The 19173-nt window shown below is 67.1% G+C and carries 21 protein-coding genes and 3 pseudogenes; 12 read left to right on the top strand and 12 right to left on the bottom strand.

The annotated features are described in order from the left end of the window. Window positions 1–552: 552 nt before the first annotated feature. The 4 genes from ACZ499_RS31015 to ACZ499_RS31000 form a co-directional block, all read right to left on the bottom strand. Window positions 553–897 carry a helix-turn-helix domain-containing protein gene (locus ACZ499_RS31015; protein ID WP_468621528.1) on the bottom strand — a complete coding sequence of 115 codons (345 nt, stop codon included), beginning with the start codon at window positions 895–897 and terminating at the stop codon, window positions 553–555. A 17-nt stretch (window positions 898–914) separates the two neighbouring features. Next, a complete protein-coding gene (locus ACZ499_RS31010; RefSeq protein ID WP_468679515.1) occupies window positions 915–2018 on the bottom strand; it encodes a tyrosine-type recombinase/integrase in 1104 nt (367 codons plus the stop codon). Between the two features lie 65 nt (window positions 2019–2083). Then, entirely contained in the window at window positions 2084–3076 is a 993-nt protein-coding gene (locus tag ACZ499_RS31005) for a hypothetical protein (protein WP_468679514.1), read from the bottom strand. 60 nt (window positions 3077–3136) lie between these two features. Next, window positions 3137–3526, bottom strand: a complete 390-nt coding sequence (locus ACZ499_RS31000) for a hypothetical protein (protein WP_468679583.1) — start codon at window positions 3524–3526, stop codon at window positions 3137–3139. A gap of 102 nt (window positions 3527–3628) precedes the next feature. On the opposite strand from ACZ499_RS31000, the pseudogene ACZ499_RS30995 reads away from it, so the two are divergent. The 3 genes and pseudogenes from ACZ499_RS30995 to ACZ499_RS30985 form a co-directional block, all read left to right on the top strand. Further along, a pseudogene (locus ACZ499_RS30995) lies at window positions 3629–4660 on the top strand (helix-hairpin-helix domain-containing protein); the annotation flags it as partial. A gap of 26 nt (window positions 4661–4686) precedes the next feature. After that, a pseudogene (locus ACZ499_RS30990) lies at window positions 4687–5713 on the top strand (DNA polymerase Y family protein). Continuing rightward, window positions 5703–6191: a hypothetical protein gene (locus tag ACZ499_RS30985; protein ID WP_468679513.1), complete on the top strand. Its 489-nt coding sequence runs from the start codon at window positions 5703–5705 to the stop codon at window positions 6189–6191. The pseudogene ACZ499_RS30990 and the gene ACZ499_RS30985 overlap by 11 nt, the downstream one beginning before the upstream one ends. Before the next feature lie 212 nt (window positions 6192–6403). Here the strand turns inward: ACZ499_RS30985 and ACZ499_RS30980 are convergent, their stop codons facing one another. Next, window positions 6404–6769, bottom strand: coding sequence for a helix-turn-helix domain-containing protein (locus ACZ499_RS30980; RefSeq protein ID WP_468679512.1), 366 nt, complete (start codon window positions 6767–6769; stop codon window positions 6404–6406). Window positions 6770–6873: 104 nt separating this feature from the next. Here ACZ499_RS30980 and ACZ499_RS30975 point away from each other — a divergent pair, with 104 nt between their 5' ends. Beyond that, window positions 6874–7395, top strand: coding sequence for an SMI1/KNR4 family protein (locus ACZ499_RS30975; protein ID WP_468679511.1), 522 nt, complete (start codon window positions 6874–6876; stop codon window positions 7393–7395). 390 nt (window positions 7396–7785) lie between these two features. On the opposite strand, the gene ACZ499_RS30970 is transcribed toward ACZ499_RS30975, so the two are convergent. Continuing rightward, entirely contained in the window at window positions 7786–7953 is a 168-nt protein-coding gene (locus ACZ499_RS30970) for a hypothetical protein (protein ID WP_468679510.1), read from the bottom strand. Window positions 7954–8168: 215 nt separating this feature from the next. Between ACZ499_RS30970 and ACZ499_RS30965 the strand changes: the two genes are divergently transcribed. Both ACZ499_RS30965 and ACZ499_RS30960 read left to right on the top strand, forming a co-directional pair. Beyond that, on the top strand, window positions 8169–8693 hold the full coding sequence (locus tag ACZ499_RS30965) for a TniQ family protein (protein WP_468679509.1): 525 nt from the start codon (window positions 8169–8171) through the stop codon (window positions 8691–8693). Next, window positions 8690–8935 carry a hypothetical protein gene (locus ACZ499_RS30960; RefSeq protein ID WP_468679508.1) on the top strand — a complete coding sequence of 82 codons (246 nt, stop codon included), beginning with the start codon at window positions 8690–8692 and terminating at the stop codon, window positions 8933–8935. The genes ACZ499_RS30965 and ACZ499_RS30960 overlap by 4 nt, the downstream gene beginning before the upstream one ends. A 45-nt stretch (window positions 8936–8980) precedes the next feature. On the opposite strand, the gene ACZ499_RS30955 is transcribed toward ACZ499_RS30960, so the two are convergent. The 3 genes from ACZ499_RS30955 to ACZ499_RS30945 all read right to left on the bottom strand — a co-directional run bounded on the left by ACZ499_RS30955 (window position 8981) and on the right by ACZ499_RS30945 (window position 11193). Further along, window positions 8981–9256, bottom strand: coding sequence for a hypothetical protein (locus ACZ499_RS30955; protein WP_468679507.1), 276 nt, complete (start codon window positions 9254–9256; stop codon window positions 8981–8983). A 205-nt stretch (window positions 9257–9461) separates the two neighbouring features. Beyond that, window positions 9462–9980, bottom strand: a complete 519-nt coding sequence (locus tag ACZ499_RS30950) for a hypothetical protein (RefSeq protein ID WP_468679506.1) — start codon at window positions 9978–9980, stop codon at window positions 9462–9464. Window positions 9981–10461: 481 nt separating this feature from the next. Next, window positions 10462–11193, bottom strand: coding sequence for a hypothetical protein (locus ACZ499_RS30945; protein WP_468679505.1), 732 nt, complete (start codon window positions 11191–11193; stop codon window positions 10462–10464). A 479-nt stretch (window positions 11194–11672) separates the two neighbouring features. Between ACZ499_RS30945 and ACZ499_RS30940 the strand changes: the two are divergent. Continuing rightward, window positions 11673–12750 (top strand): annotated as a pseudogene (locus ACZ499_RS30940) (IS630 family transposase). Between the two features lie 113 nt (window positions 12751–12863). Here the strand turns inward: ACZ499_RS30940 and sigJ are convergent. Continuing rightward, window positions 12864–13802, bottom strand: a complete 939-nt coding sequence (sigJ, locus tag ACZ499_RS30935; protein ID WP_468679504.1) for an RNA polymerase sigma factor SigJ — start codon at window positions 13800–13802, stop codon at window positions 12864–12866. Between the two features lie 152 nt (window positions 13803–13954). Between sigJ and ACZ499_RS30930 the strand changes: the two genes are divergently transcribed. The 4 genes from ACZ499_RS30930 (at window position 13955) to ACZ499_RS30915 (ending at window position 16095) form a co-directional block, all read left to right on the top strand. After that, entirely contained in the window at window positions 13955–14584 is a 630-nt protein-coding gene (locus tag ACZ499_RS30930) for an LUD domain-containing protein (protein ID WP_468679503.1), read from the top strand. Window positions 14585–14590: 6 nt separating this feature from the next. Then, window positions 14591–14986, top strand: a complete 396-nt coding sequence (locus ACZ499_RS30925; protein ID WP_468679502.1) for a hypothetical protein — start codon at window positions 14591–14593, stop codon at window positions 14984–14986. 55 nt (window positions 14987–15041) lie between these two features. Continuing rightward, window positions 15042–15578, top strand: coding sequence for an allene oxide cyclase barrel-like domain-containing protein (locus ACZ499_RS30920; RefSeq protein ID WP_468679501.1), 537 nt, complete (start codon window positions 15042–15044; stop codon window positions 15576–15578). 76 nt (window positions 15579–15654) lie between these two features. Beyond that, on the top strand, window positions 15655–16095 hold the full coding sequence (locus ACZ499_RS30915; RefSeq protein WP_468679500.1) for a YybH family protein: 441 nt from the start codon (window positions 15655–15657) through the stop codon (window positions 16093–16095). Window positions 16096–16896: 801 nt separating this feature from the next. Here the strand turns inward: ACZ499_RS30915 and ACZ499_RS30910 are convergent. Together ACZ499_RS30910 and ACZ499_RS30905 are read right to left on the bottom strand one after the other, a co-directional pair. Then, window positions 16897–17664 (bottom strand): alpha-ketoglutarate-dependent dioxygenase AlkB, encoded by a 768-nt coding sequence (locus tag ACZ499_RS30910; RefSeq protein WP_468679578.1) that lies wholly within the window; start codon window positions 17662–17664, stop codon window positions 16897–16899. Beyond that, a complete protein-coding gene (locus ACZ499_RS30905; protein ID WP_468679499.1) occupies window positions 17648–18877 on the bottom strand; it encodes a hypothetical protein in 1230 nt (409 codons plus the stop codon). Before ACZ499_RS30905 ends, ACZ499_RS30910 begins: the two co-directional genes overlap by 17 nt. A gap of 173 nt (window positions 18878–19050) precedes the next feature. Here ACZ499_RS30905 and ACZ499_RS30900 point away from each other — a divergent pair, with 173 nt between their 5' ends. Beyond that, window positions 19051–19170 (top strand): helix-turn-helix domain-containing protein, encoded by a 120-nt coding sequence (locus ACZ499_RS30900; protein WP_468679498.1) that lies wholly within the window; start codon window positions 19051–19053, stop codon window positions 19168–19170. Window positions 19171–19173 lie beyond the last annotated feature (3 nt).

Raw genomic sequence — 19173 nt, 5'->3', positions numbered from 1 at the left:
CTGGCCCTGCCGTTCGGACGGTGGCGCGTTCGAGGGCTGATCGAACAGTGTCGGCGGTCAGCAGGGGATCGACGGCGTTGACGAGTCTGGCGAGTTCGGCGAGTGGATCGCCGTCGATGTCCGGGCACTTTGCGCAACGAGGGTCGCCGTGGCGGTCCCGGCTGACGACACGCCGCTGCTGGCCGCAGCCCGCGCAGACGGCTGGCTTGTCGAAGCAGGGCGAGCATCCCCACCGGCCGCCGGTGCGGCTGCCCACGTAGGGTCGTCCGCGGCCGCACTCCCCGCAGTGAGGAAGTGCGATGTCCTGCGCGCCAGCTTCGCGAAGAGCCATCAGCAACCGCGCGACGCAGAACGGTGCCGGAGGCCGTCCGGTCCGCAGTAGCGACGGATCGTCATGCAGGGCCTGGGCGAGACGCCGACGACCGGCTCGTTCACGCATCACCGTGCAGACGATCTCGCGAATGCGGTCGGCGTCCAGGTGCCGCTCGACGTTCCCAACCAGCCGCACGACCACGCCGACCGGATCGGTCAGAACCTCCTCCGCGTACCCGTTCAACGGTCCACCGGTGCGATCCGGGCCCGCTTGGGCCGCAGGTCACCGACTCCGTCGGCGGCGGGTGCCCCGCCTGCCGCCACCTTCTTCGGCTTCTTCATGGCGCCAGCCGTTGCGATCGGCTCGATGAGGTCGTCCATCGTGCAGTCCAGGATGTCCAGCAAGGCCATGAGGATCTTCAAACTGAGCCGCTCGGGCCGGTCCACGACGAGCCGGTAGACCTGGCTGGAGGACAGTGTGATGCCGCGTTCCTCGAGCGGAGGGATCAGGTCGGTCGTGGAGAACATCCCGCGGTCCGCCATGATCTTGCGCAGGTGCCACTGGTAGTCGAGCTTGGCGGCCATCGTCGGGTCCTTCCTCGTCACGTTCCGGCGAACGCCGGGGCAAGTGCCTTGCTCAGGGCAGTGTTCATGAAGTCGTCGCTGACGTGCGTGTAGATGGCGGTGGAGCTGTCGCACTCGTGGCCGACTTGCTGCTGGATGAACCGACGGTCAACCCCGTCCTCAGTCAGATGCGTGACGTACGAGTGACGAATTGAGTGGGGCACGAGCTCCTTCGGGAGCTTCAACGCGTCCCGGTAGGCCACGAATCGGGCGTTGATCTCGGAGGGCTTGATCCGCCCTCCCCGCTCAGTGACCCACAACGCCGGGTGGTCCTCGCAGCCGAACCGAGGCCGGACATTCTCCACATAGTCCTGGACCGCGTCCACCGCCCAGTCCATCACCGACAGGACGTTCCGGCGCCGTGGCGGCTGGCCCTTCTTCGCCTTGCCGTAGCGGACGTTGAGCGTGCCGTACCGGCCGAACTGTCGTGCCTTCGCGTTGCGGCCGAAGTCGACGACATCCAGCTTCGAAGTCTCCGTCCGACGCAGACCCCACCCGTAGATGACCTTGAACAGAGTGGCGTCGCGGTAGGCGGCGAGGGCGCCCTTGCGCTTGGACTTCACCGCGCGTTCGACCTGATCGTCGGCGTAGTCGAGGAACCGCTGCAGCTCTTCCCGGGTGAACGGCCTGGCCTCCGGGTCACCCTCGTAGTCGTTGAGGTGGGCGATGGTGTTCCACTCGTGGCAGATCGCCACGGGATGGGTGCCGAAGGCGTCCTCGCAGGCCGGCCCCCAGCCGTAGCGGCCGTCGACGAGGAACTCTGTGAACTGCCGAACGTCGCCTTGGTAGCTGCGGATTGTGGACGGTGCCAGGTGCTTCTCGCCCGTCAGCGAGGCTGACCACTCGTCCATGTGGCCCGGCAGCCACGACCACGGGTACTCGTTGGTGAATTCATGGAAGCGCCGGATCAGCCGTTCCCGCCCGGCGATCGTGCCTTCCTTCAAGCCCCGGGACATCTGCTGGGCCCGCCAGCCCCGCAGCATCGCATCGACCATCGCGTCCTCCGGACGCAGCTGGATCACCCCGGAGACGAGCTCCAGATGAGCCGCCCCGGCCAGGGCCACCTTCCGCTCTTGCACCACTCCAGACCATCCCTCCTGGAGGGCAAATCCTGCATCAGATGGGTTCTATCTGGCAAACCTCCTGATCAGGAGGCCGCTTCGTAGTAGCGTTGGAGTCCATCAGGCCCTCGCCACGAGCTGGCGACCTGCGGCTTCTCGCCCGTCTGATGCAATTCCCGAGCCTTAAGGTACTTCTCCGTGGTCAGCGACGAGGAATGTCCGAGCAGATCACGCAGGACCAGCAGCGGCTCCGTCGTGATCAAGTAGTGAGCGAGGGCTGCATCCGCGTCCCCGCCCGCCGCCGACAGCCGTGCCGCCTGCTCGTAGTAGCCGGCCACCAGCCGTTCCATGGTGGCCATGGCCATCGTGTGACGGCAGCGGTGCGGATGAACGTGGGGAAACCGCGGCTCGTAGCGCTCGGCGATCCGGCGGCTGGTCCGCTCGAACAGGCTCGACCAGGCGGTGAACGGGCCTCCGTCGGACCGGACGGCCAGCAACATCGACCCGCCGTCCGGCGCCACCAGGCGCCGCCGCTGAGACGGTTTCAGCGAACTCCACTTGACCCACTGCCCGTTGACCCGTCCGCCATGGCTGTCCATCTCGGTCACGAACAGCGGCTCTCCCCACCTCCGCGGCGGCCGCCACGTAGATCCTTCGCAGGCCAGCATCCGTTCCAGAGAGATGTAAGAGTGAACGCGGGCCAGCGAGGTGTAACTCACCCAGGTCACCCGGAACTTGCTGCCCTTGGTGATCTCCTCCGGGAGAGGGAACGGGATCGGCATGAGCCTGGGGGACGCCGGCAGCGGCGGGACTTCGCAGGCCAGCAGGTAGGTGAACTCCTGGAGGCGAGTGCCCGAGGACAGCACCATGTCGACCACCGCGGAGTTGCGGGCCAGGTGCCGCCCGCGGAACCGCTTCGTGCTGTCGTCCTCGCTGCCGTCCGGCCTCAGTCCGGCCAGCGCGTTCACGAACATGGAGGCGAAGTCGTCCTCCAGGTACTTGATGGTCACGTGGGCATGCGGGACCCGCCGCCTCGCCTGGTTCACCATGACCTGGCGTACGGTCTCCGCGTAGACCACCGCCGCCTGCTGGTAGGTGAAGGGGACCGACGTGGCGTACGACTCGTCGACCGCCCACCGCTAGAATATGCCCAGCACGCTCATGTGCTGGTTCCAGGTCACCGCTCCGAGCCGCTGCTTGAGATCGCCGCTGGCGCGGTCGACCGCATACGTGCTGAGCAGGGCCTTCAGCCGGTCCCGGGTGTCGAAGATCTCCACCCCGTGCAGTTGGGCGGACACGAACCAGTCCCGCAGGATCCGCGCGTACGTGCCCCAAGACGAGGGCGCCGAGCAGTTCTCCGTTGGCTGCAGGCGAAGCCACTCGTTACCGACCGAGGTCGCCCGCAGTCCGCGTTCGTCCTCAAAGAGCAGATCGTCATCGACCAGGAATGCCATCCCTTCGGGGATCACCGGCTTCGCCGGCAGCCCCCAGGACTCCCAGCCCTCACTCGAGTAGAACGCCACCTCCATGCCCTCGACCGTACGAACGGGACACAGCACGGAACACCCGACAAGTGCGTTCGAGGGGTCACCCAACCAGCCTTACGAGACACGACAGTTCAGCGTGAACAAGCGCGGCGCGTCCTGGTCCAGGATGCCAAGCGGCAGGGTGTGCCGATCCTGCCGGTCGACGTCAACGCCTCTGGCGCCGTCTACCGCGTCGAGCAGACGGGCAGCGGCTGGGGGGTGCGGCTGGCGCTGTCGGCGGTGCGCGGGATCAGCGAGGCGGAGAGCACCCGCCTCGAGGCGGGCCAGCCCTATGCGGGGCTGCAGGATGTGTGGCTGCGGGCGCGTCCCTCGCTGCCGCTGGCGGAGCGCCTCATCGAGGTCGGCGCCTTCAAGGGCCTGCATCCGGGGCTGACCCGGCGGGATCTGCTGCTGCAGGCCACTGAGCTGCACCGGGCCGCACGCAACCGTGCCGCCGTCAGCGGGCAGCTGCCGCTGAGTGGCGAGAAGGTCAGCGGCCGGGCGGCGGGGCTGGCTCAGATGACCAGCCGGGAGATCCTTCAGTGCGAGCTGGATGTGCTGTCCGTCGACGTCTCGTGTCATCTGATGGAGCATCACCACCGTTTGCTGCGTGAGGTCGGGGCCACGGACGCCGCACACCTGCAGACCTTGCACGCCGGGCAGAAGGTCCTGGTCGCTGGGGTGCGCGCGGCCACCCAGACTCCGCCCATCCCCTCGGGCAAGCGCGTGATCTTCGTGACGCTGGAGGATGGCACCGGCATGTCAGATCTGGCGTTCTTCGAGGACAGTCATCCCGCCTGCGCCCACACAATTTTCCACAGTGCCCTCCTGCTTGTACGGGGGACGGTGGAGCGGCGCGGCAACCGCAGGACCGTTGTCGCCGAGATGGCCTGGGACCTGGAGGAGATCGCCGCCGCGCGCCGGGACGCGGGACCCGAGGAAGCCCTGCGCCTGCTCGACCAGAGCGCGCCCGCGCCCACCCCGCCGCAGACCGGCCCTGCCAGGTCTTCGGGCCGTGCCCTGGTGGACGGGACGGCCGGTGCGCGCCTGCACGCCTGGAGTGATCTTGTGCCCGCGGGGACGCGCTCGGCCGATCTGCGGCGCCTTGGCCACCGCAGCCCGGGAGCAGCGGGGTGAGCACCATGAGCAGACCCCGGTGCGTCATGCGGATCTTCTTCCACCTGCCGCGGGAACGGGAGGTGGAGCGGGAGGTGGTGTTCGACCTGCTGCTGCGGCAGGTCGAGGATGTCACCCCGCGCTACCAGGCCCGTCCGCACGACCTTGCTGTCGATCTCGACCTGACCGGGGTCCTGCGCTACCTGAACAGCAGCCCCTACGAGGTGGCGCAGGTCCTGGCGCTTCGCGCGCTCGCCCTTCATGGGGTGTCCACGACGATCGGCGTGGGGAGTTCAGTCATGATCGCGGAGATGGCGGCCGCGGTCACCGCGCCCGGCCGCATCACCGTCATCAGCCCCGACCCGGCCGCCGTCGACGCGTTCTTGCGCCCCCAGCCGACCGCGCTGCTTCCCGGCGTCGGCCCCGCGACAGCCCGGACGCTGAAGCGTTTCGGGATCGGCACTGTCGGGCAACTCGCCGACACCCCGCCCACCACCCTGCGCCACTCCCGCCCGCCAGCTGCAGGCCCGCGCCCACGGGATCGACGAGCGGCCCGTCCAGCGCGACGCCCTCATCCGCAGCACCTCCGCCACCCACCACTTCCCCGCCGATGAGCTTGACCCCGCCGCACACCGCCGTGCGCTGCTCTCCCTCAGCGAGGAGCTCGGCCTGCGTCTGCGTGGCGCACGGGAGGTGTGCCGCACACTGGCGCTGACCGTGCGCTACGCCGACCAGTCAACGACCACCCGCAGCCGCGCACTTGGCGAACCCACCGCCCACACCGCGGCCCTCGCTCTGACCGGCCGCGATCTCTACACCAGTCTCGGCCTGCAGCGGGCCCGCGTGCGGGCGCTGACGCTGCGCGCCCAGGGCCTGTCACCGGCCGACCACGCCTACCACCAGCTGGTCCTCGATCCCGGCGACGACAAGCGCCACCGTATCGAGCAGGTCGCCGACGCCGCCCGCGCCCGCTGGGGACCCGCCATCCTGCGCCCCGCAGCCCTTGCCCCCCGACCCGCAAGCCCCGCCCCTGCCCCGTGGGCCGCCACCCCGAGGAACCACCGTGCTTCCTGACCGCTTCCGCCAGCTGTGCCTGACCACCCTGCCCACCGCCCCCGGCATCGAGTCTGCTGAGCCGTGGAGTGATGAGGACGCCCCGCCGTTCGGCATGCTCATCACCTTCGCCTCGCACAGCCGGCTGTGGGTGACCGTCACCGCCACCCTCGCCCCCGCAGCCACCAACACCAGCCCCGACACCCCCGTCACCGGCACCCCGCCGGCACCCATGCCCCTGCCGGACCTCCCGCACGACGGGAAGATCAACACCGACCGGGCTGAGGCCTACCTCGCGGCAGTCCTCACCAACAGCGGCCATCCCGAGATCGCCCGCGTGTACGCCCACAACCACCGCCCCGACACAAGCACCCGCTCCCACCCCGGGCTGGGCGTCGTCTTCCACAACGGAGCCCGCGGCTACATGACGTTCGCCCACACGGCACGCAGTGGCCAAAACCGCGGCCGCGAGCCCTACCGGTTGCAATCAGAATTCTGACGGAAGGTCGTGCTGGGATCGGCTGGTTCCCGGCGGGTGTGCCTGCCCGTCGGCCGCCGACCATGAACTGCGGAGGCCTCGCCCGAGCCGAGCGCGCCTCCGATCGTTCGGCCCCGTGGGCTCCTCGGGAATGTGCTGGCAGTCAACGAATATGCCCCGATTCGAGGGACACTCGAAGGGACGCCGCCCTTGACCCCGTGGAATGCGTGTTCCTATCCCTGGTCGCTGCGCAGACGCATGGGAAGGGGCTGGTGACGGACACTGTCATCGCCCATCGGCCATGTCGTGTGATCCGGCCAGAGCGTCCAGTCGAGCGTCTCTTCCAGGCTCGCGATCGTGAACATGTCGGCCCACACCACTCCGTAGAGAATGTTGCCGATGACCTGTCGGTTGACGCCGCTGGCAATGGCAAGGCCATTGGCGGAATAGCCGCGCGCCTCCATCGCCTCTGCCAGGGCCCGGGCGACGGCCTGCCCGACCTGCCCCTGCCGGACACCCTTCATCTCCGCGTACGGCCAGTCGTCGCCGGTTACGGCGTAGTCGCCCGGCTTCGGTCCACGTCGCGATCCTTCGGGCATGCGAACTGAGTGAAGGACCCCGGCCCTGACATCCGTTGTGCGCAGGGCAAGGTGGGGGCACGGAACCGTCGACAGATGCCGGGCGGCGGGCGGATGATCTCGGGATGGGTGAAGACCAGCTGATCGCCGCGGTACGTGCCGCAGTTGCCGACCGCCGTCTGCCCGCCCCGGCGTCGCCCGAGGACGTAGCGGCGTTCGAGGAGATCGTCGGCTATAGCATGCCGGGCTTGCTGCGGCGTCTGTATCTGGAAGTCGCCAACGGAGGGTTCGGCTCCTGGCAGGCGCTGTCGGTCAGCGACACCGGCGACTGGTTCAGCGACAGCGCCGACATGGCCGAGGCGTATGTCCACTTCGCTGACCCCGGCGTGCTCCCGCCGGGAGTCGTGCCGCTGATGGACCGGGGCTGCGCCATGTGGGCTTTGGTCGACTTCACGACCGGTGACGGGCAGGTGTGGGACTGGGACCCCAACGTGTGCTGCCAGGCCCACGCCCTGGCACCGCTTGGCCAGTCACTCGCCCAGTGGCTCAGCGACTGGCTGGAAGGCCGCGCACCCGACGGCCCCTACCCACCAGGCTTCGCCGACCGTGTCACCTGCCTACCGCCGAAGGCTCTCGCCGGCGGGTGAGCGCAGGACTTGCCCATGTCGCCCAGTGGCCCGAACGGGGAGGCCCAGCCGCTCCTTTCGCGTCCCCGCAAAGGGGGAGCAGACGGCGGGAGTCATCGGGAGTGACGTCGCTCGGTCCTGATCCACCAGAGACGGGCCCCCGGGAATGCTCCCTCGCCGTCCAGGCGGCCCGGCCAACCCCAGTTCCTCCATGAGGACCGCAGCTCCGCCCGCGAGGCCACCCTGCTCTGCCTGGGACAAATTCGGCGAGGCCGGGCCGCCCAAGCTGCAGTCCCTGCAGACGTGTCCACCTGGACGATGGTGCGCCTCGACGTCTCCGCGTAGGGCGAGGGGCCTGCTCCAGGACTAGGAACACTGACGACGCTCCAACCGCTGACCCGGAAGGACAGCTCAGCGGCGACCGGGACCCGCCACGATGCGCCCGAATGCGGCACCGCCTGCTGTGGTCAGCTTCGTCTGCTGGCGCTCGGCCGCGGTCATGGAGGAGGGCACGGCCGAGGTACGTACGACGGCGGTCCGCCTCAATCCCACGGTCCAGGCGGGTCGGTAGTTCTTCATCAACGCTCCTCTGCGGACTTGCCTCGCGGGTCTGCCGGGTCCCCCACGATGGTGGGTGCACAAGGGCAACCGCGCCGCGCCCGGTCCACCACCTCGACGCCCACACCGCCGCAGGGGACCGCAGACGTCTGAGACTCGCGCGAGCGGTTTGCCATGCCTCCTCCTGGACGGCCGGCGGGTGTGGGGCAGCAGGCCGACAAGGGACGTGAGACGTCATGACCAACCCCCGCAACCGGGAGCAGAGCCGCGCCGTGCGCGCGTACAAGCGGGCACACACCCACATCACCCTGGACCAGGCCCGCCAGGCCGTCGCCGCCCAAACCGGCCGCCAACAGAGCCTCCCGGCCCGGATCCCCGCCGCTCCCCTGCCCCGCCCCGCCGAGCGGCTCGACGCGTACGTCCAGCGGGTCGCCGCCGCAGCCGGCGTCCAACGGCACCGGGCCATGGAACTCCTCGGCCTCGAGCCCGGCACCTCGGCCACCGAACGCCTGGACCACCTCGCCGACGGCCTGCCCGACCACACCGTCCAGGCCCTCATCGCGGCCACCGGCATGACCGCTGACCAGGCCCGTGCCCTCACCACCCCGCACACGGCGCGCCCCGACCTGGTGCCCGTACGGCGCATGACCGAGGAGAACTTCACCGCTGGGCACTTCCGCCGCGGCGGCGAGGCCAAGACCTCGACCTCCGGCGACCTGGCTGCAGCTCTGGCACTCACCTCGCCCAGCGGGCGCGCTTGATCGACCTGGACGCGCCCGGCCCGGCGCCGGCCCGGCCCCACGCCGAAGCAGACGCGCCGCACATCCTCCTCCATGACCTGCCCAGCAACCACCCGTTCCAGGCCCCCTACCTTCCAATGATCGTCGACCTCTGGCCGGCCGATACTGCCGGGCCGCCCACCGACCCCGAGGTCCTCGACACGGTCGCGAAGGCCCTCGGCATCACACTGGACACCGACACGGAAACGCAGCCACACCAGTAGCCCCCTGGCCTCGGCGCGTCGCGTCCAGGCAGCCCGGCCCGCAGCTCACCCCTCCTCGTGGTGGCGCAGGCACTCCCCGCTGGCGTACACCGTCGGGTCACCGGCGCACCAGGCATGCTGGAGGGAGAGTTCAATGCCGTGATCGGTCGTGCGGATCCCCGGCAGGCCCGGACCGCCGGGCCGGTCATCCCACGACGGCAGGTCCGTGACCGTCAGACCCTCGGCCTTCCAGCCAGCCCGGAGGTGAGCCAGGGCCGTGAGGTAGTCGGCACGGTTCTCGTACCGCAGCGCCCAGCTGTAACGCGGCTCACCACGCGTCACGTCCCCCTTGTCGCGATCAGGGCCTCGGCCTCCGGGGCGCCCTCTCCAGGGCGTCCACCAGCCGGGCAGTCGAGCAGCGCGGCGTTGCCGCTGGACCCTGCGGACGGCTCGGATGAGACTGAGCAGCTCAGTGGGCCCGTTCTGCCGAGTGGAGCGCTCAGTGCGATGCGTCGGCAGGTCCGAAGACTTGGTCGTAGCAGCTGTCTCAGTCGTCGGCGGCTACCAGGAGGGCGAGGGTGCCAAGGCGGCGGTCGATCAGTACGAGTTCATGGAACTCGATGTGGATGGGACCGTAGTCGTGGTGTGCGCCCTCGGGGAGGGCTCCGAGTGCGTACCGGTTCGTCGCCTGGCGGATTGGGGTGTAGACCGCTTCGTGGAGCCTCGCGTCCAGGTCTGGGGGAAGTGGGACACCGCTGGTGGCCCACGTGTGAATGATGCCGGTCGCGCTCGCCTCGTCGACGGCCGTGTACGTGCCGGGAGTGATCCGATCCGCCCACCACTGACCATGGCGCGGTTCAAGCCAGACGCCGGCTCCGTCGTAGGTGTCCCGGAACTCAGGGTGGGCGATCAACGCGGTCAGCAAGTCCTGGTCGGTCGGCGAGCCGAGGGGCAGGTGGAAGCGCTTGATATGAACCCATCGGTATCCCTGGCCCCGCCCGTCTGGGAAGCCGAAGTCCTTGAAGTTGATGAAGGGGCTGTCCCAGTGAGTGAGCGCATGGTGCATACCGACCAGGATCACCCAGTGCCACGGGGGGGGCCAAAATCGCAGATGAGGCGCACCGTCGCTGCCTTCGGGGCCAACCCCGACACTCACGGGCCAACTCAGGCACTCAGGGGCCAGCTCAAGGACTCTGACCCCTCGCAGCGAAGGTTGAGCGTTCTCACCGAAGTCTGAGCACAGCCCTACCAGGGGCGGCGCCCCTGAAGTCGCTCGGACTCGTGATGCGCCAGGACGTTCAAGGGACAGCCGTGAACGCTTCGCCGTCCTGACCAGAGGCCGCCGACCTTGACGGGAAACCTTTGGATCTGCGCGATCACGGTGTCAGGGTTGCCCAGAAATCTCATCGAAGGTGGGGTGACTGCGGCCCTCACGTTCGGCGCACGTGCGAGGCCCTGCGTCGGGACCTGGCCCGCAGCGGCGTGCCGGTCGGGGGTGAACTCCACCGGACGCGGCCGGTGGAGTTCGGTGTGGGCGGGGTGTCGGATCAGCCCAGTTGTTGGGCGTTGAGGCCAGTGAGGCGTTCGTAGACGGGGTTTTCGTCGGGGTAGAGGACCTGAATGTCGATGGGGAGGGCAGTGCCGGGATCGACGCTGTGTCCACCACCTTGGGGGGAGCCGAGCTGGACGGCGCCGTCGGTGCCGTTGCGGAGGATCTCGCCCCAGAAGGCATCGGTGAAGCTCTTGGACAGCGCGGTTCCCTCCGGCAGGTCACCGAAGCCCACACCCCACTTCATGACGCGGGTGTCCTCGGCGTGCATCGTGAGCCGGTAGGAGTAGATGTACCCCGAGCCTTCCGCCCAGTGGCCGCGCAGTTCCTGCTCGACGCGCAGGTTCCCAACGAAGCGGGACGCCAGCGCGGACTGGGCCTGGTCATTCCAGGAGCCGTTCGGACTTCCGGCCATGGGGACTCGCTGCAGGTTCGCGATCGAGGTCCCCCGGTCCACTGGCAGTGAATGCCCTTGCTGGTTGGCGGCCGAGAAGAGTGCGTTGTCCTCGACCGTGTTGTTGACGACGGCACTCACCCCGTCACCGCTGTGGTCGAACCCGTACTCGGAGAAGTCGTTGATGTACGCGCCCATCGGGATGGCCAGGATCTTGTCGCCACGCCCCGGGGTCTGGCCCGCGTTGAAGTTACTGGCCCGGTAGAGACAGAAGTTCCCCTCGGGGCACGCCTCGGCCCCTTGACCGTAGATCAGCTTCGGTTCCTTGTCGCTCACTGCACTCCCTTACCGCTAACGGTTGACGCGACTGCCCGCGGCCGGCCACTGTGGCTGCCTCCGGGCTGCCGCCGGGTTCTGCGGACCGTGGCTGTCCCGAATGCTGTTGGGGGCCCAGCACATCGAGACGACGGAAACGGCACAGACGCCTGACCGCCACACTATGCGATGCTTTCGCTACTGAAAGTAACGACACGTGATACCCCTCATCGGCCGTGGGGCATCAGTGCAGCCCGGCAGACTGATCTTGAATGCCGGCCGCACGTCAGGGAACGCCCCTCAGGACCTCGCCTCAGAACCCGCAGTTCTGAGAGAACGGCTATCCGCGAGGACACCACCGCCCTCGTGCTGACCCGGCCCCTCGCTCGCAGCCACACCCCTTCGCTGAGAATGCTCAACCTTTACTGACTTCGGCTCGTCAGGGTGATCTTTCGTGAAACCCACGATGTTGCTGGGGTGTTGGCCGTATTCCGTTGTGTGTGAGGTATGCGGATGGGGGCGGGCTGACGGTTGCGGGGCGTCAGCGCCGCGAGGCTGTGCGAACGCAGGCGGCCGAGTTGTTCGAGCGGAAGGCCAAGCCACCAGAGGTCGCACGGCGCCTGCGAGTGAGCCGGAAAACGGCCTGTCAGTGGCATCAGCTGTGGCGGGACGGCGGGCCTGGGGCACTGGCGTCCCGTGGCCCGAGCGGATCGCGGTGCCGTCTGTCCCCGCGCTGTCTGGAGAAACTCGCCGCCTGCCTTGAGCAGGGTCCGGCCGCGCACGGCTGGGTGGAGGACCAGGTGTGGACCGCGGCGAGGGTGGCCACGCTGATCGGCAGGAAGTTCCACGTCGCCTACAGCGTCTCGGGTGCCACGAGGTTGATGCACCGGCTCGGCTTCTCTCCGCAGGTGCCCGCCCGGCGGGTGGCCGAACGCGACGAGGAAGCCGTGAAGGTGTGGAAGGAGGCGACCTGGGCGGAGGTAAAAGAGCCCGGACGGTCTGCGGGGGTGACATCTGCTTCGAGGACGAGGCAGGCTTCACCCGTCGTCCGCCCCAAGGACGCACCTGGGGCCGGCGCGGGGTCACACCGGTCGTGACGGTGAGTGGACGGAGGTCGGGGCGACTGTCGGTGGCCGGGTTGGTCGCGATACGACCCGGTTCGCGCACCCGGCTGTGCCACCGGTTGATCTTGCACCCGGCGGGCAAGAGCAAGCGCCGAAGTATGGGCGAGCGCGACTTCATCGCGCTGATCGACGGCACCCACCAGCTCGTCAAGGCGCCGATCGTGCTGGTATGGGACCGGTTGAACACCCATGTCTCCCACGCCATGCGTGAGTTGATCGACCAGCGCGAGTGGCTGACGGTATCCTGTTGCCGGCCCACTCGCCCGACCTGAACCCGGTGGAATGGGTGTGGGCGCACGTCAAACGCAGCCTGGCCAACCTCGCCGTCGTCGCCCTCGACCGACTCGAGACACTCGTCCGAAATCGGCTCAAACGCCTCCAGTACCGGCCCGGCACCCTCGACGGCTTCATCGCCGGAACCGGCCTCGCCCTCGACATCCCAACGTCACCCTGACAAGCCGAAGTAGTAAGTGCCCCGGAAGGCCCGATGATGTGCGACATCCCGCTCCCTCAAAGTGTCCCTGCTGGGTAGTGGCTGTGAGCGGACCCTACGGCAGTGAGCGTGCCTCAGCCCGCCATCCAGTGACGGAGTTTCTCGGGGTTGCGTACGACCCAGATGTGCTTGATCCGGTCGCCCGCGACCTCGAACGCGAACACCGACACGATGACGCCGTCCTGCTGGGCCACCACACCGGGCTGACCGTTGACCGTACGCTCCAGGAACGTCATGGTGTCGGGCCTGCGGCGGGCGATCTCAACCCAGGCAGCCGCGATCTGCTCACCGCCTTCGATGGGGTGCAGGAAGGTGGTGGCCAGGCCGCCGCCGTCGGCGATGGCCGTGGCGTCGGGGTCGAGCAGGCCGATCAGGGCGTCGATGTCCTTGGCCTCCCATGCTTGCTTGAAGTCCCTGACGACGCCGGTGCGCTGTGCCGCCGGAGTCGCGGAAGGCCGAGAGCCCCGGATGCGGCGGCGGGCCGAGGAGGCCAGCTGCCGACATGCCGCCGGGGTGCGGCCGACGATCTCGGCCACTTCGGCAAAGGAGTGGCAGAAGACATCGTGCAGGATGAACGCGACGCGTTCGGCCGGGGTCATCGATTCGAGCACGACGAGGAAAGCCAGGTTGACCGACTCGTCCAGGGTGACCCGGTCGGCCGGGTCGACGGTCGCACCGCCCACCCTGCCGCTGATCCACTGGGAATGCTCGGGCAGCGGCTCGGGGATCCATTCGCCCACGTAGGTCTCTCGCCTGGCCCGTGCCGAGCCGAGCAGGTTGAGGCAGATGCGGCTGGCGACCGTCGTCAGCCAGGCACCGGGGGACTCGATGACGTCCTGCTGCTGCCGGGACATCGTGTACCAGCGGGTGTAGGTCTCCTGGACGGCATCCTCGGCCTCGGCCAGGGAGCCTAGAAGCCGGTACGCGAGATTGATCAGCTGGCGCCGCTCGCTCATGATCGCGTCCATGCCCGGGTCGGGCCGGCCGTGTCCCGGCTCGGATGGGGTGTTCATGGTGCCGAGGCTCCCTTGGTCGCATCTGCTCATACCGGTTCGACAACACAGCCCCCCGGAATGTGAGGCGACGCACCGGCCTCACATTCCGGCGGGCTGTGTTGTCGAACCTGATGAGGCGAACAGATCATCCAGCGAACAGGAAGCCCACCATGACCATCTCGATGCCTGAGACACCGTTCATCGACCCGGCGCCTGCGCAGCACCTGGAGCGGGCGGCCGCTGCGTTGACCGCACACGGCTTCACCGTGGAGGTCCTCGACGGGGTAACCGCCGCGCGTACCCGCATCAAGGATCTGATCCCGGAGGGCGCCAGCGTGTTCACCGGGGCCAGCGAGACCCTCCGCCTGTCCGGCATCGCCGAGGACATCAACGCCGGCGGGCGGTACGACGCCGTCAAGCCGCGCATCCTGGCCATGGACCGCGCCACCCAGAGGGACGAGATCCGGCGACTGACCGCCACCCCCGACGTCATCGTGAGCAGCGTCCACGCGGTCACCGAAACCGGCTCCCTCGTGATCGCCTCGGGCAGCGGAAGCCAGTTGCCCGGCAATGCCGGCGGCGCCGCCCGCATGATCTGGGTCGTCGGGGCGCAGAAGGTGGTCCCCGATCTGAGCACCGCGCTGCGGCGCGTCGAAGAGCACTGCCTCCCGTTGGAGAACGTGCGCGCCCAGGCAGCCTACGGGTGCCCCAGCGCCGTCAACCGGCTTCTCATCCTCAACGGGGAATACCAGCCCGGGCGCGGCACCGTCCTGCTGCTCCGCGAAACCATCGGATTCTGAAATCCGATGCCGCACTTGCAGGTGCCTGTCCACGAAGAGGAACTCGACGGGAACGTCGAGGGCCGGCTGGTCCGGTCGCTCACCGAGGCGCTGGTCCAGGTGTGCGGCGAGCGAGCGCGTTCCATGGCTGTCGCCGAGATCTTCGGCACCCCGAGGCACCGCTGGGGTGTCGGCGGTGTGCCGGGCGGCGTGCACGCCCCCGTCGTCTCGCTCCATGTGCGCGAGGCCGCGCTGCACTTGCCGGGAATCGACGACGCCCCGGGACAGCTGATCAGGGCGATCACTGACGCGGTCGTCGGTCCCTTCGGCGAATCCATCCGGGATCACATCGGCGTCCAGCTCATCGGCGTGCCGGCCGGACGCTCCGGGGTCGGCGAGGTCGACCCTCCGGCGCCCACCTGACCGGCAACGCCCGCCAAGGGGCAGCACCTGCATGAGCGAATGAGGAGGCTCCATCATGGTCACCAGAAGTCTGGGATCCGTCGGCGTGTATGACAGGGAGCGGAGGAACAACAACACACGATCGTCGCTCACAAAATTCTTCGCTATTTCGCTGGTCACCGCTTTGGTTGGCGTCTTTTCTGTAAACAGCGCAGACGCCGATACCCCGGAAAGGGGCCAGGCCGAGGTCCTCGAACTCGAGGTTCAGAACGATCAGTACGCGGATACTGATCTTGGCCCGAAAGGGCCGAGTCTGGGTGATGCGTACGTCTACTCCGGCACCGCGATAAGGGGCGGCCGCAGTGTCGGACGTGGGGGCGGGTCGTGTCAGGTCATTCACATCGATGGCGAAGAACTCACGACGCAGTGCCTGATCACGATAGAGCTCAAGCGTGGCTCCCTGACGATGCAGTCGCTCTGGGTGAGCGGAACAAACTCGCTCGACATGGCTATCACCGGCGGTACAGGCGACTTCAGTAATACGCGGGGCACTGCCCGCTACTGGGACATCGCAACGCCGAAAGAGAGGGTGCGGGCCGAAATTCTGCACTGATAGGCGAAGCGAAATCCACAGTACCCGGCGCGCGAGAAGCCAAGGTTCCACCGCGAAAGGAAAGGTTGGGGTAGCGATGCCCACGCAACGCGAGGTAGATGAAGCTAAGATTCGCCAGCTGGTCGACAAAATCGCCGAAGGGCTCCAAGCCAAGGATCCCGAGAGTCTCAAACAGCTATACGCAGCGGACATTGTGTCCTTCGACATCGAGCCGCCGCTCCAGCACGTGGGGCTGGAAGCGAAACTCAAGAACTGGGCGCCCGTGTTTGCGTTCTTCGAGAGCGTGACCTACGAGGTTCGCGACCTGACGCTCACCGTGAGCGATGATGTGGCCTTCGGGCACGCCTTCGGCCGTCTCAGCGGCACGCTGAAGAACGGGACGGCGACGAGCGGTATGTGGGTCAGGGTCACGTACGGCCTCCAGAAGATCGAAGGCACTTGGCTGATCACGCACGACCAGGTCTCGGTGCCGCTCGACATCCCGAGCGGCAAGGGAGCGGTCGACCTCGAACCCTGACAGGCCGCAGGCACACCGCCCGGCCGCCGCAACAAGGGCGCCGAACGTGAACGATCACGCCCGGCAACGTCCGATCCGATCCGTCCCGCACACTTGTGAAGACCCCACCACGCCTCGAGCCGCGTCGCGGCGGCACCACATCCATGGAGTCTCAAGGACGAAGTCGCACCGCCTGCATGACCGGCGGGGCGGGGGTGAACACACGCCGTGGAAGAACCTGCACACCGGCCCGCAACACCGACAAAACTCAGGTGACAGGCGCCCACTCCGCCGAACACGCCACCCTGGTGCTCACTTTCACCGAGCGGCGCGCGAACCGGGACTTCTACCTCAAGAAGCGTGGCGAGGGCCCACCTCCACAGGTAGAGAACCCGGAGGGGAAGTGCCGGTGCAGTGTGGCTGAGCCGACCCCGGCATGGCGCGCAGGACCGCGAGCCTCGCGGCGAAGTCTGGCAGCGAACGCTGAGCGCTGGTGGGCGACTTGGTCAGGCAAGGCGTGGCGGACTGACGGCACATCGAGGCTCCGGCGGCTCGGGTGACTGAGGGTCACCTTGATCGTCGGAGCTTCGCTGCGTACGGGGAGGGTGTTGTGGCAGACCGTCGCCCTGCTCTGACCTGCGGGTTCGTGGAACCGCCAAGAACTTGAATCAGCCCTGGGCGAGTCACGGAAGGAATCATGCAGATGAGCATCCGCTTCGAGGCCAGTTGATGCGGAAGCGATCTGGGTCGCCATCATTCCTGCCCCAGCACCTACGACTACTACCCCCACGATTCTTGAAGGTTATTCAAAAGCCCTCAAGGTCAGACGGGCGGCATCAGATCGCTCTCGCTGATGGTGTACGTCAACAGGGGGTAGATGAAGTCCGTTTCATTGTTCTCACGGCGCCGTAGTTGATAAAACTCGCGCCTCTGCTCATCGCCGGCCGACATGAGGCGTGCACCCTGCGGGAGGTATACATGGCCGTCGCGAAACCGAACGAAGGTCTTTGACGTCCGAAAGGTTACACCCAACCATTGGTTGTCCGTCTGGACGGGCGCGTCCAATACAATTTTATGCCTGAGTCGCCGATTCGAGTCGACAGAAAACGCGACGACGCTGTTGTGGGCGAGGGGGATCTCGAACTTCTCACCACCGGACCCCTTTGATTCGAAGATCAGTTTCCTCGGCGGGCTCGCTTCGGGACGTTGGTAGCAGGAGAAGACGGCGATAAACGACTCGTTGGCCAGGTCGAGGGCTTGGTCGGAATGGCTCCCCATGGTTGTGTAAGCGTTCGTGTAGCTCTCGATGAGAGCGTTGTTGAAGCCGACCGAAAGCGCCGCACGTTCTTGAATCTGTTGTGCCAGCCGTTCGTGCACCGCCCGGAAGCGCTGCGCCGGGCTGCTGTACCGAGTCGTAGTACGTACGAGAGGTACACCACCCGCCTCGTCGATCTTGGTAAGCACGGCGCCTCGCCGCCCTTTTCCTACATCTTCCAAACAAGCCGACGCAGACAGCTCCGAAAAGAGACTCTCCTCGGTTGGCGAAGCGCACGAGATGATCTCATCCGAGATCCTAGACTCGGGGGGCAACATAGTCTCCCGTGTTCATACTGAAGAGAAATTCGTCGCCGTAATCAATGAAGGACGAGGTCCTGTTCTCCTCGGCATACAACCTGCGCAGCTCGCTCATGCCGGCCGGTGTGGGTGGCCCCAGCTTCACCAAATCTCCGGTCACTTTGAGGAACGTGTGGCCGCTCTTGTGAACGGCTTCGGCGCTCGAACAGCGCACCACGTACCCCAGGCGGGTCGGCAGCAACTCGGCGTCCAACGTTGAGGGCCGGATTTCGTGCGTATACAGGCGGTTGATGGACAGCGGCATGAAGAACACGGAGCCGGGGAAAAGGGTCAGGGTGAACTGCGGGGGGAGCGCGACCTCGTCGCGCTCCTCGGTCGGCTCCTTGAGGCGAAAGTGGAGTTTGGTCAGCCCGCTGGCACCCTTCACACCGTAGTCGAAGGCGTCTTCGGCCAGGGGTTGCAGCTTGTCGACCCGGTCATAGAAGGTGCAGAAGGCCATGATGCCATTGATGGGCATGTCCTTGGTCTTGTCGGCATGGGCCGAGATCTTGGCCTTGGACTGCTTGCGCTCGGCCGTGGCAAGCGTGTTGTGGTAGATCTGAGCGAGGACGTGATTTAGCGGTGCCTGGTTCCGGAAGACGGCGGCGGCCTCACGGTTCAGAGCATCGACGATGCGCGTGTCGGTCGGGCGAAAGTTCTCGGTCGGCCCCGAGAGATTCGTGGAGCACCGGAGCAGGCGGAAATGCAGTTCGTCACCGTTTCGTGTGACGGGCGTCAGATAGATTCCGCTGCGATGGGCTGTTCCAGGCTTGGTGGACTCCGTCAGGGACTGGAACGCGTGCTCCGCACGGATCCGTCCGAAGTGATCGGCGCCGAGTCCGAAAAAGCGCCGGTAGTACACACCGACGCCGTGTACGCGGATGGGAACTCGGCCGAGGTCGACGAGGGGCCAAGGTTTGTCGACGTCCTCATGGTAACCGTGCGATAGCTCCCGGATAACGAACACCCGGGCAGCCGCATGCAATTTGCGGCCGCTGATCCCAGATATATCGCCACACAGGTAGACGGTCTTCTGTGCAAGATTGGGCGAACCAGAAGCAAGGTCCTCTGGCGTGATTGTGGACCCGAAGAAGTCCCTGATCAAGCTATTATCTTGCAAAATCGAAGGCGAAACCAAGATGTTGCCCGCATCCTCGATGCAGGCTTCTGCTGACTCTGTTGTGTACATTAAACAGTACCTGCCATTCGCACACCTTTGGATTGCTCAAAAATCGTGGACATGCTCTCACGGGGCTTTACAGCGGGCAACGGGTTCTGCTGTACGGGCGGTGCGCGGAGCTGCGCGGCGAGGTCGTGAGGCCGGGCGGACGACCCGCGGCGATCAGGCTGTACCAGTCGGCGATGCTGGTGGTCTGCCTGATGCGCAAGAACCTCACTCAGGAGGTCGCGGGTGCGGTCTTCGGTGTCAGCCAGTCCGCGGAGAAGACACCGGCGTCCCGCCAGACCCGAAAACGTCCGTAGCCG

It is taken from the genome of Streptomyces sp. NPDC031265, from assembly GCF_055570295.1.
The sequence above is the reverse complement of the archived record's forward strand: the minus strand, read 5'-3'. Positions and strand labels throughout refer to the sequence as shown.

Excerpts from the sequence above, each read along its gene's own strand:
- ACZ499_RS30905 (WP_468679499.1), bottom strand. The coding sequence starts at position 18,877 with ATGTACACAACAGAGTCAGCAGAAGCCTGCATCGAGGATGCGGGCAAC.
- ACZ499_RS31015 (WP_468621528.1), bottom strand. The coding sequence starts at position 897 with ATGGCCGCCAAGCTCGACTACCAGTGGCACCTGCGCAAGATCATGGCG.
- ACZ499_RS30920 (WP_468679501.1), top strand. The coding sequence starts at position 15,042 with ATGGTCACCAGAAGTCTGGGATCCGTCGGCGTGTATGACAGGGAGCGG.
- ACZ499_RS30950 (WP_468679506.1), bottom strand. The coding sequence starts at position 9,980 with ATGCACCATGCGCTCACTCACTGGGACAGCCCCTTCATCAACTTCAAG.
- ACZ499_RS31000 (WP_468679583.1), bottom strand. The coding sequence starts at position 3,526 with ATGGAGGTGGCGTTCTACTCGAGTGAGGGCTGGGAGTCCTGGGGGCTG.
- ACZ499_RS30965 (WP_468679509.1), top strand. The coding sequence starts at position 8,169 with ATGACCAACCCCCGCAACCGGGAGCAGAGCCGCGCCGTGCGCGCGTAC.
- ACZ499_RS30915 (WP_468679500.1), top strand. The coding sequence starts at position 15,655 with ATGCCCACGCAACGCGAGGTAGATGAAGCTAAGATTCGCCAGCTGGTC.
- ACZ499_RS30900 (WP_468679498.1), top strand. The coding sequence starts at position 19,051 with ATGCTGGTGGTCTGCCTGATGCGCAAGAACCTCACTCAGGAGGTCGCG.
- ACZ499_RS30970 (WP_468679510.1), bottom strand. The coding sequence starts at position 7,953 with ATGAAGAACTACCGACCCGCCTGGACCGTGGGATTGAGGCGGACCGCC.
- ACZ499_RS30980 (WP_468679512.1), bottom strand. The coding sequence starts at position 6,769 with ATGCCCGAAGGATCGCGACGTGGACCGAAGCCGGGCGACTACGCCGTA.
- ACZ499_RS30930 (WP_468679503.1), top strand. The coding sequence starts at position 13,955 with ATGACCATCTCGATGCCTGAGACACCGTTCATCGACCCGGCGCCTGCG.
- sigJ (WP_468679504.1), bottom strand. The coding sequence starts at position 13,802 with ATGAACACCCCATCCGAGCCGGGACACGGCCGGCCCGACCCGGGCATG.
- ACZ499_RS30975 (WP_468679511.1), top strand. The coding sequence starts at position 6,874 with ATGGGTGAAGACCAGCTGATCGCCGCGGTACGTGCCGCAGTTGCCGAC.
- ACZ499_RS30925 (WP_468679502.1), top strand. The coding sequence starts at position 14,591 with ATGCCGCACTTGCAGGTGCCTGTCCACGAAGAGGAACTCGACGGGAAC.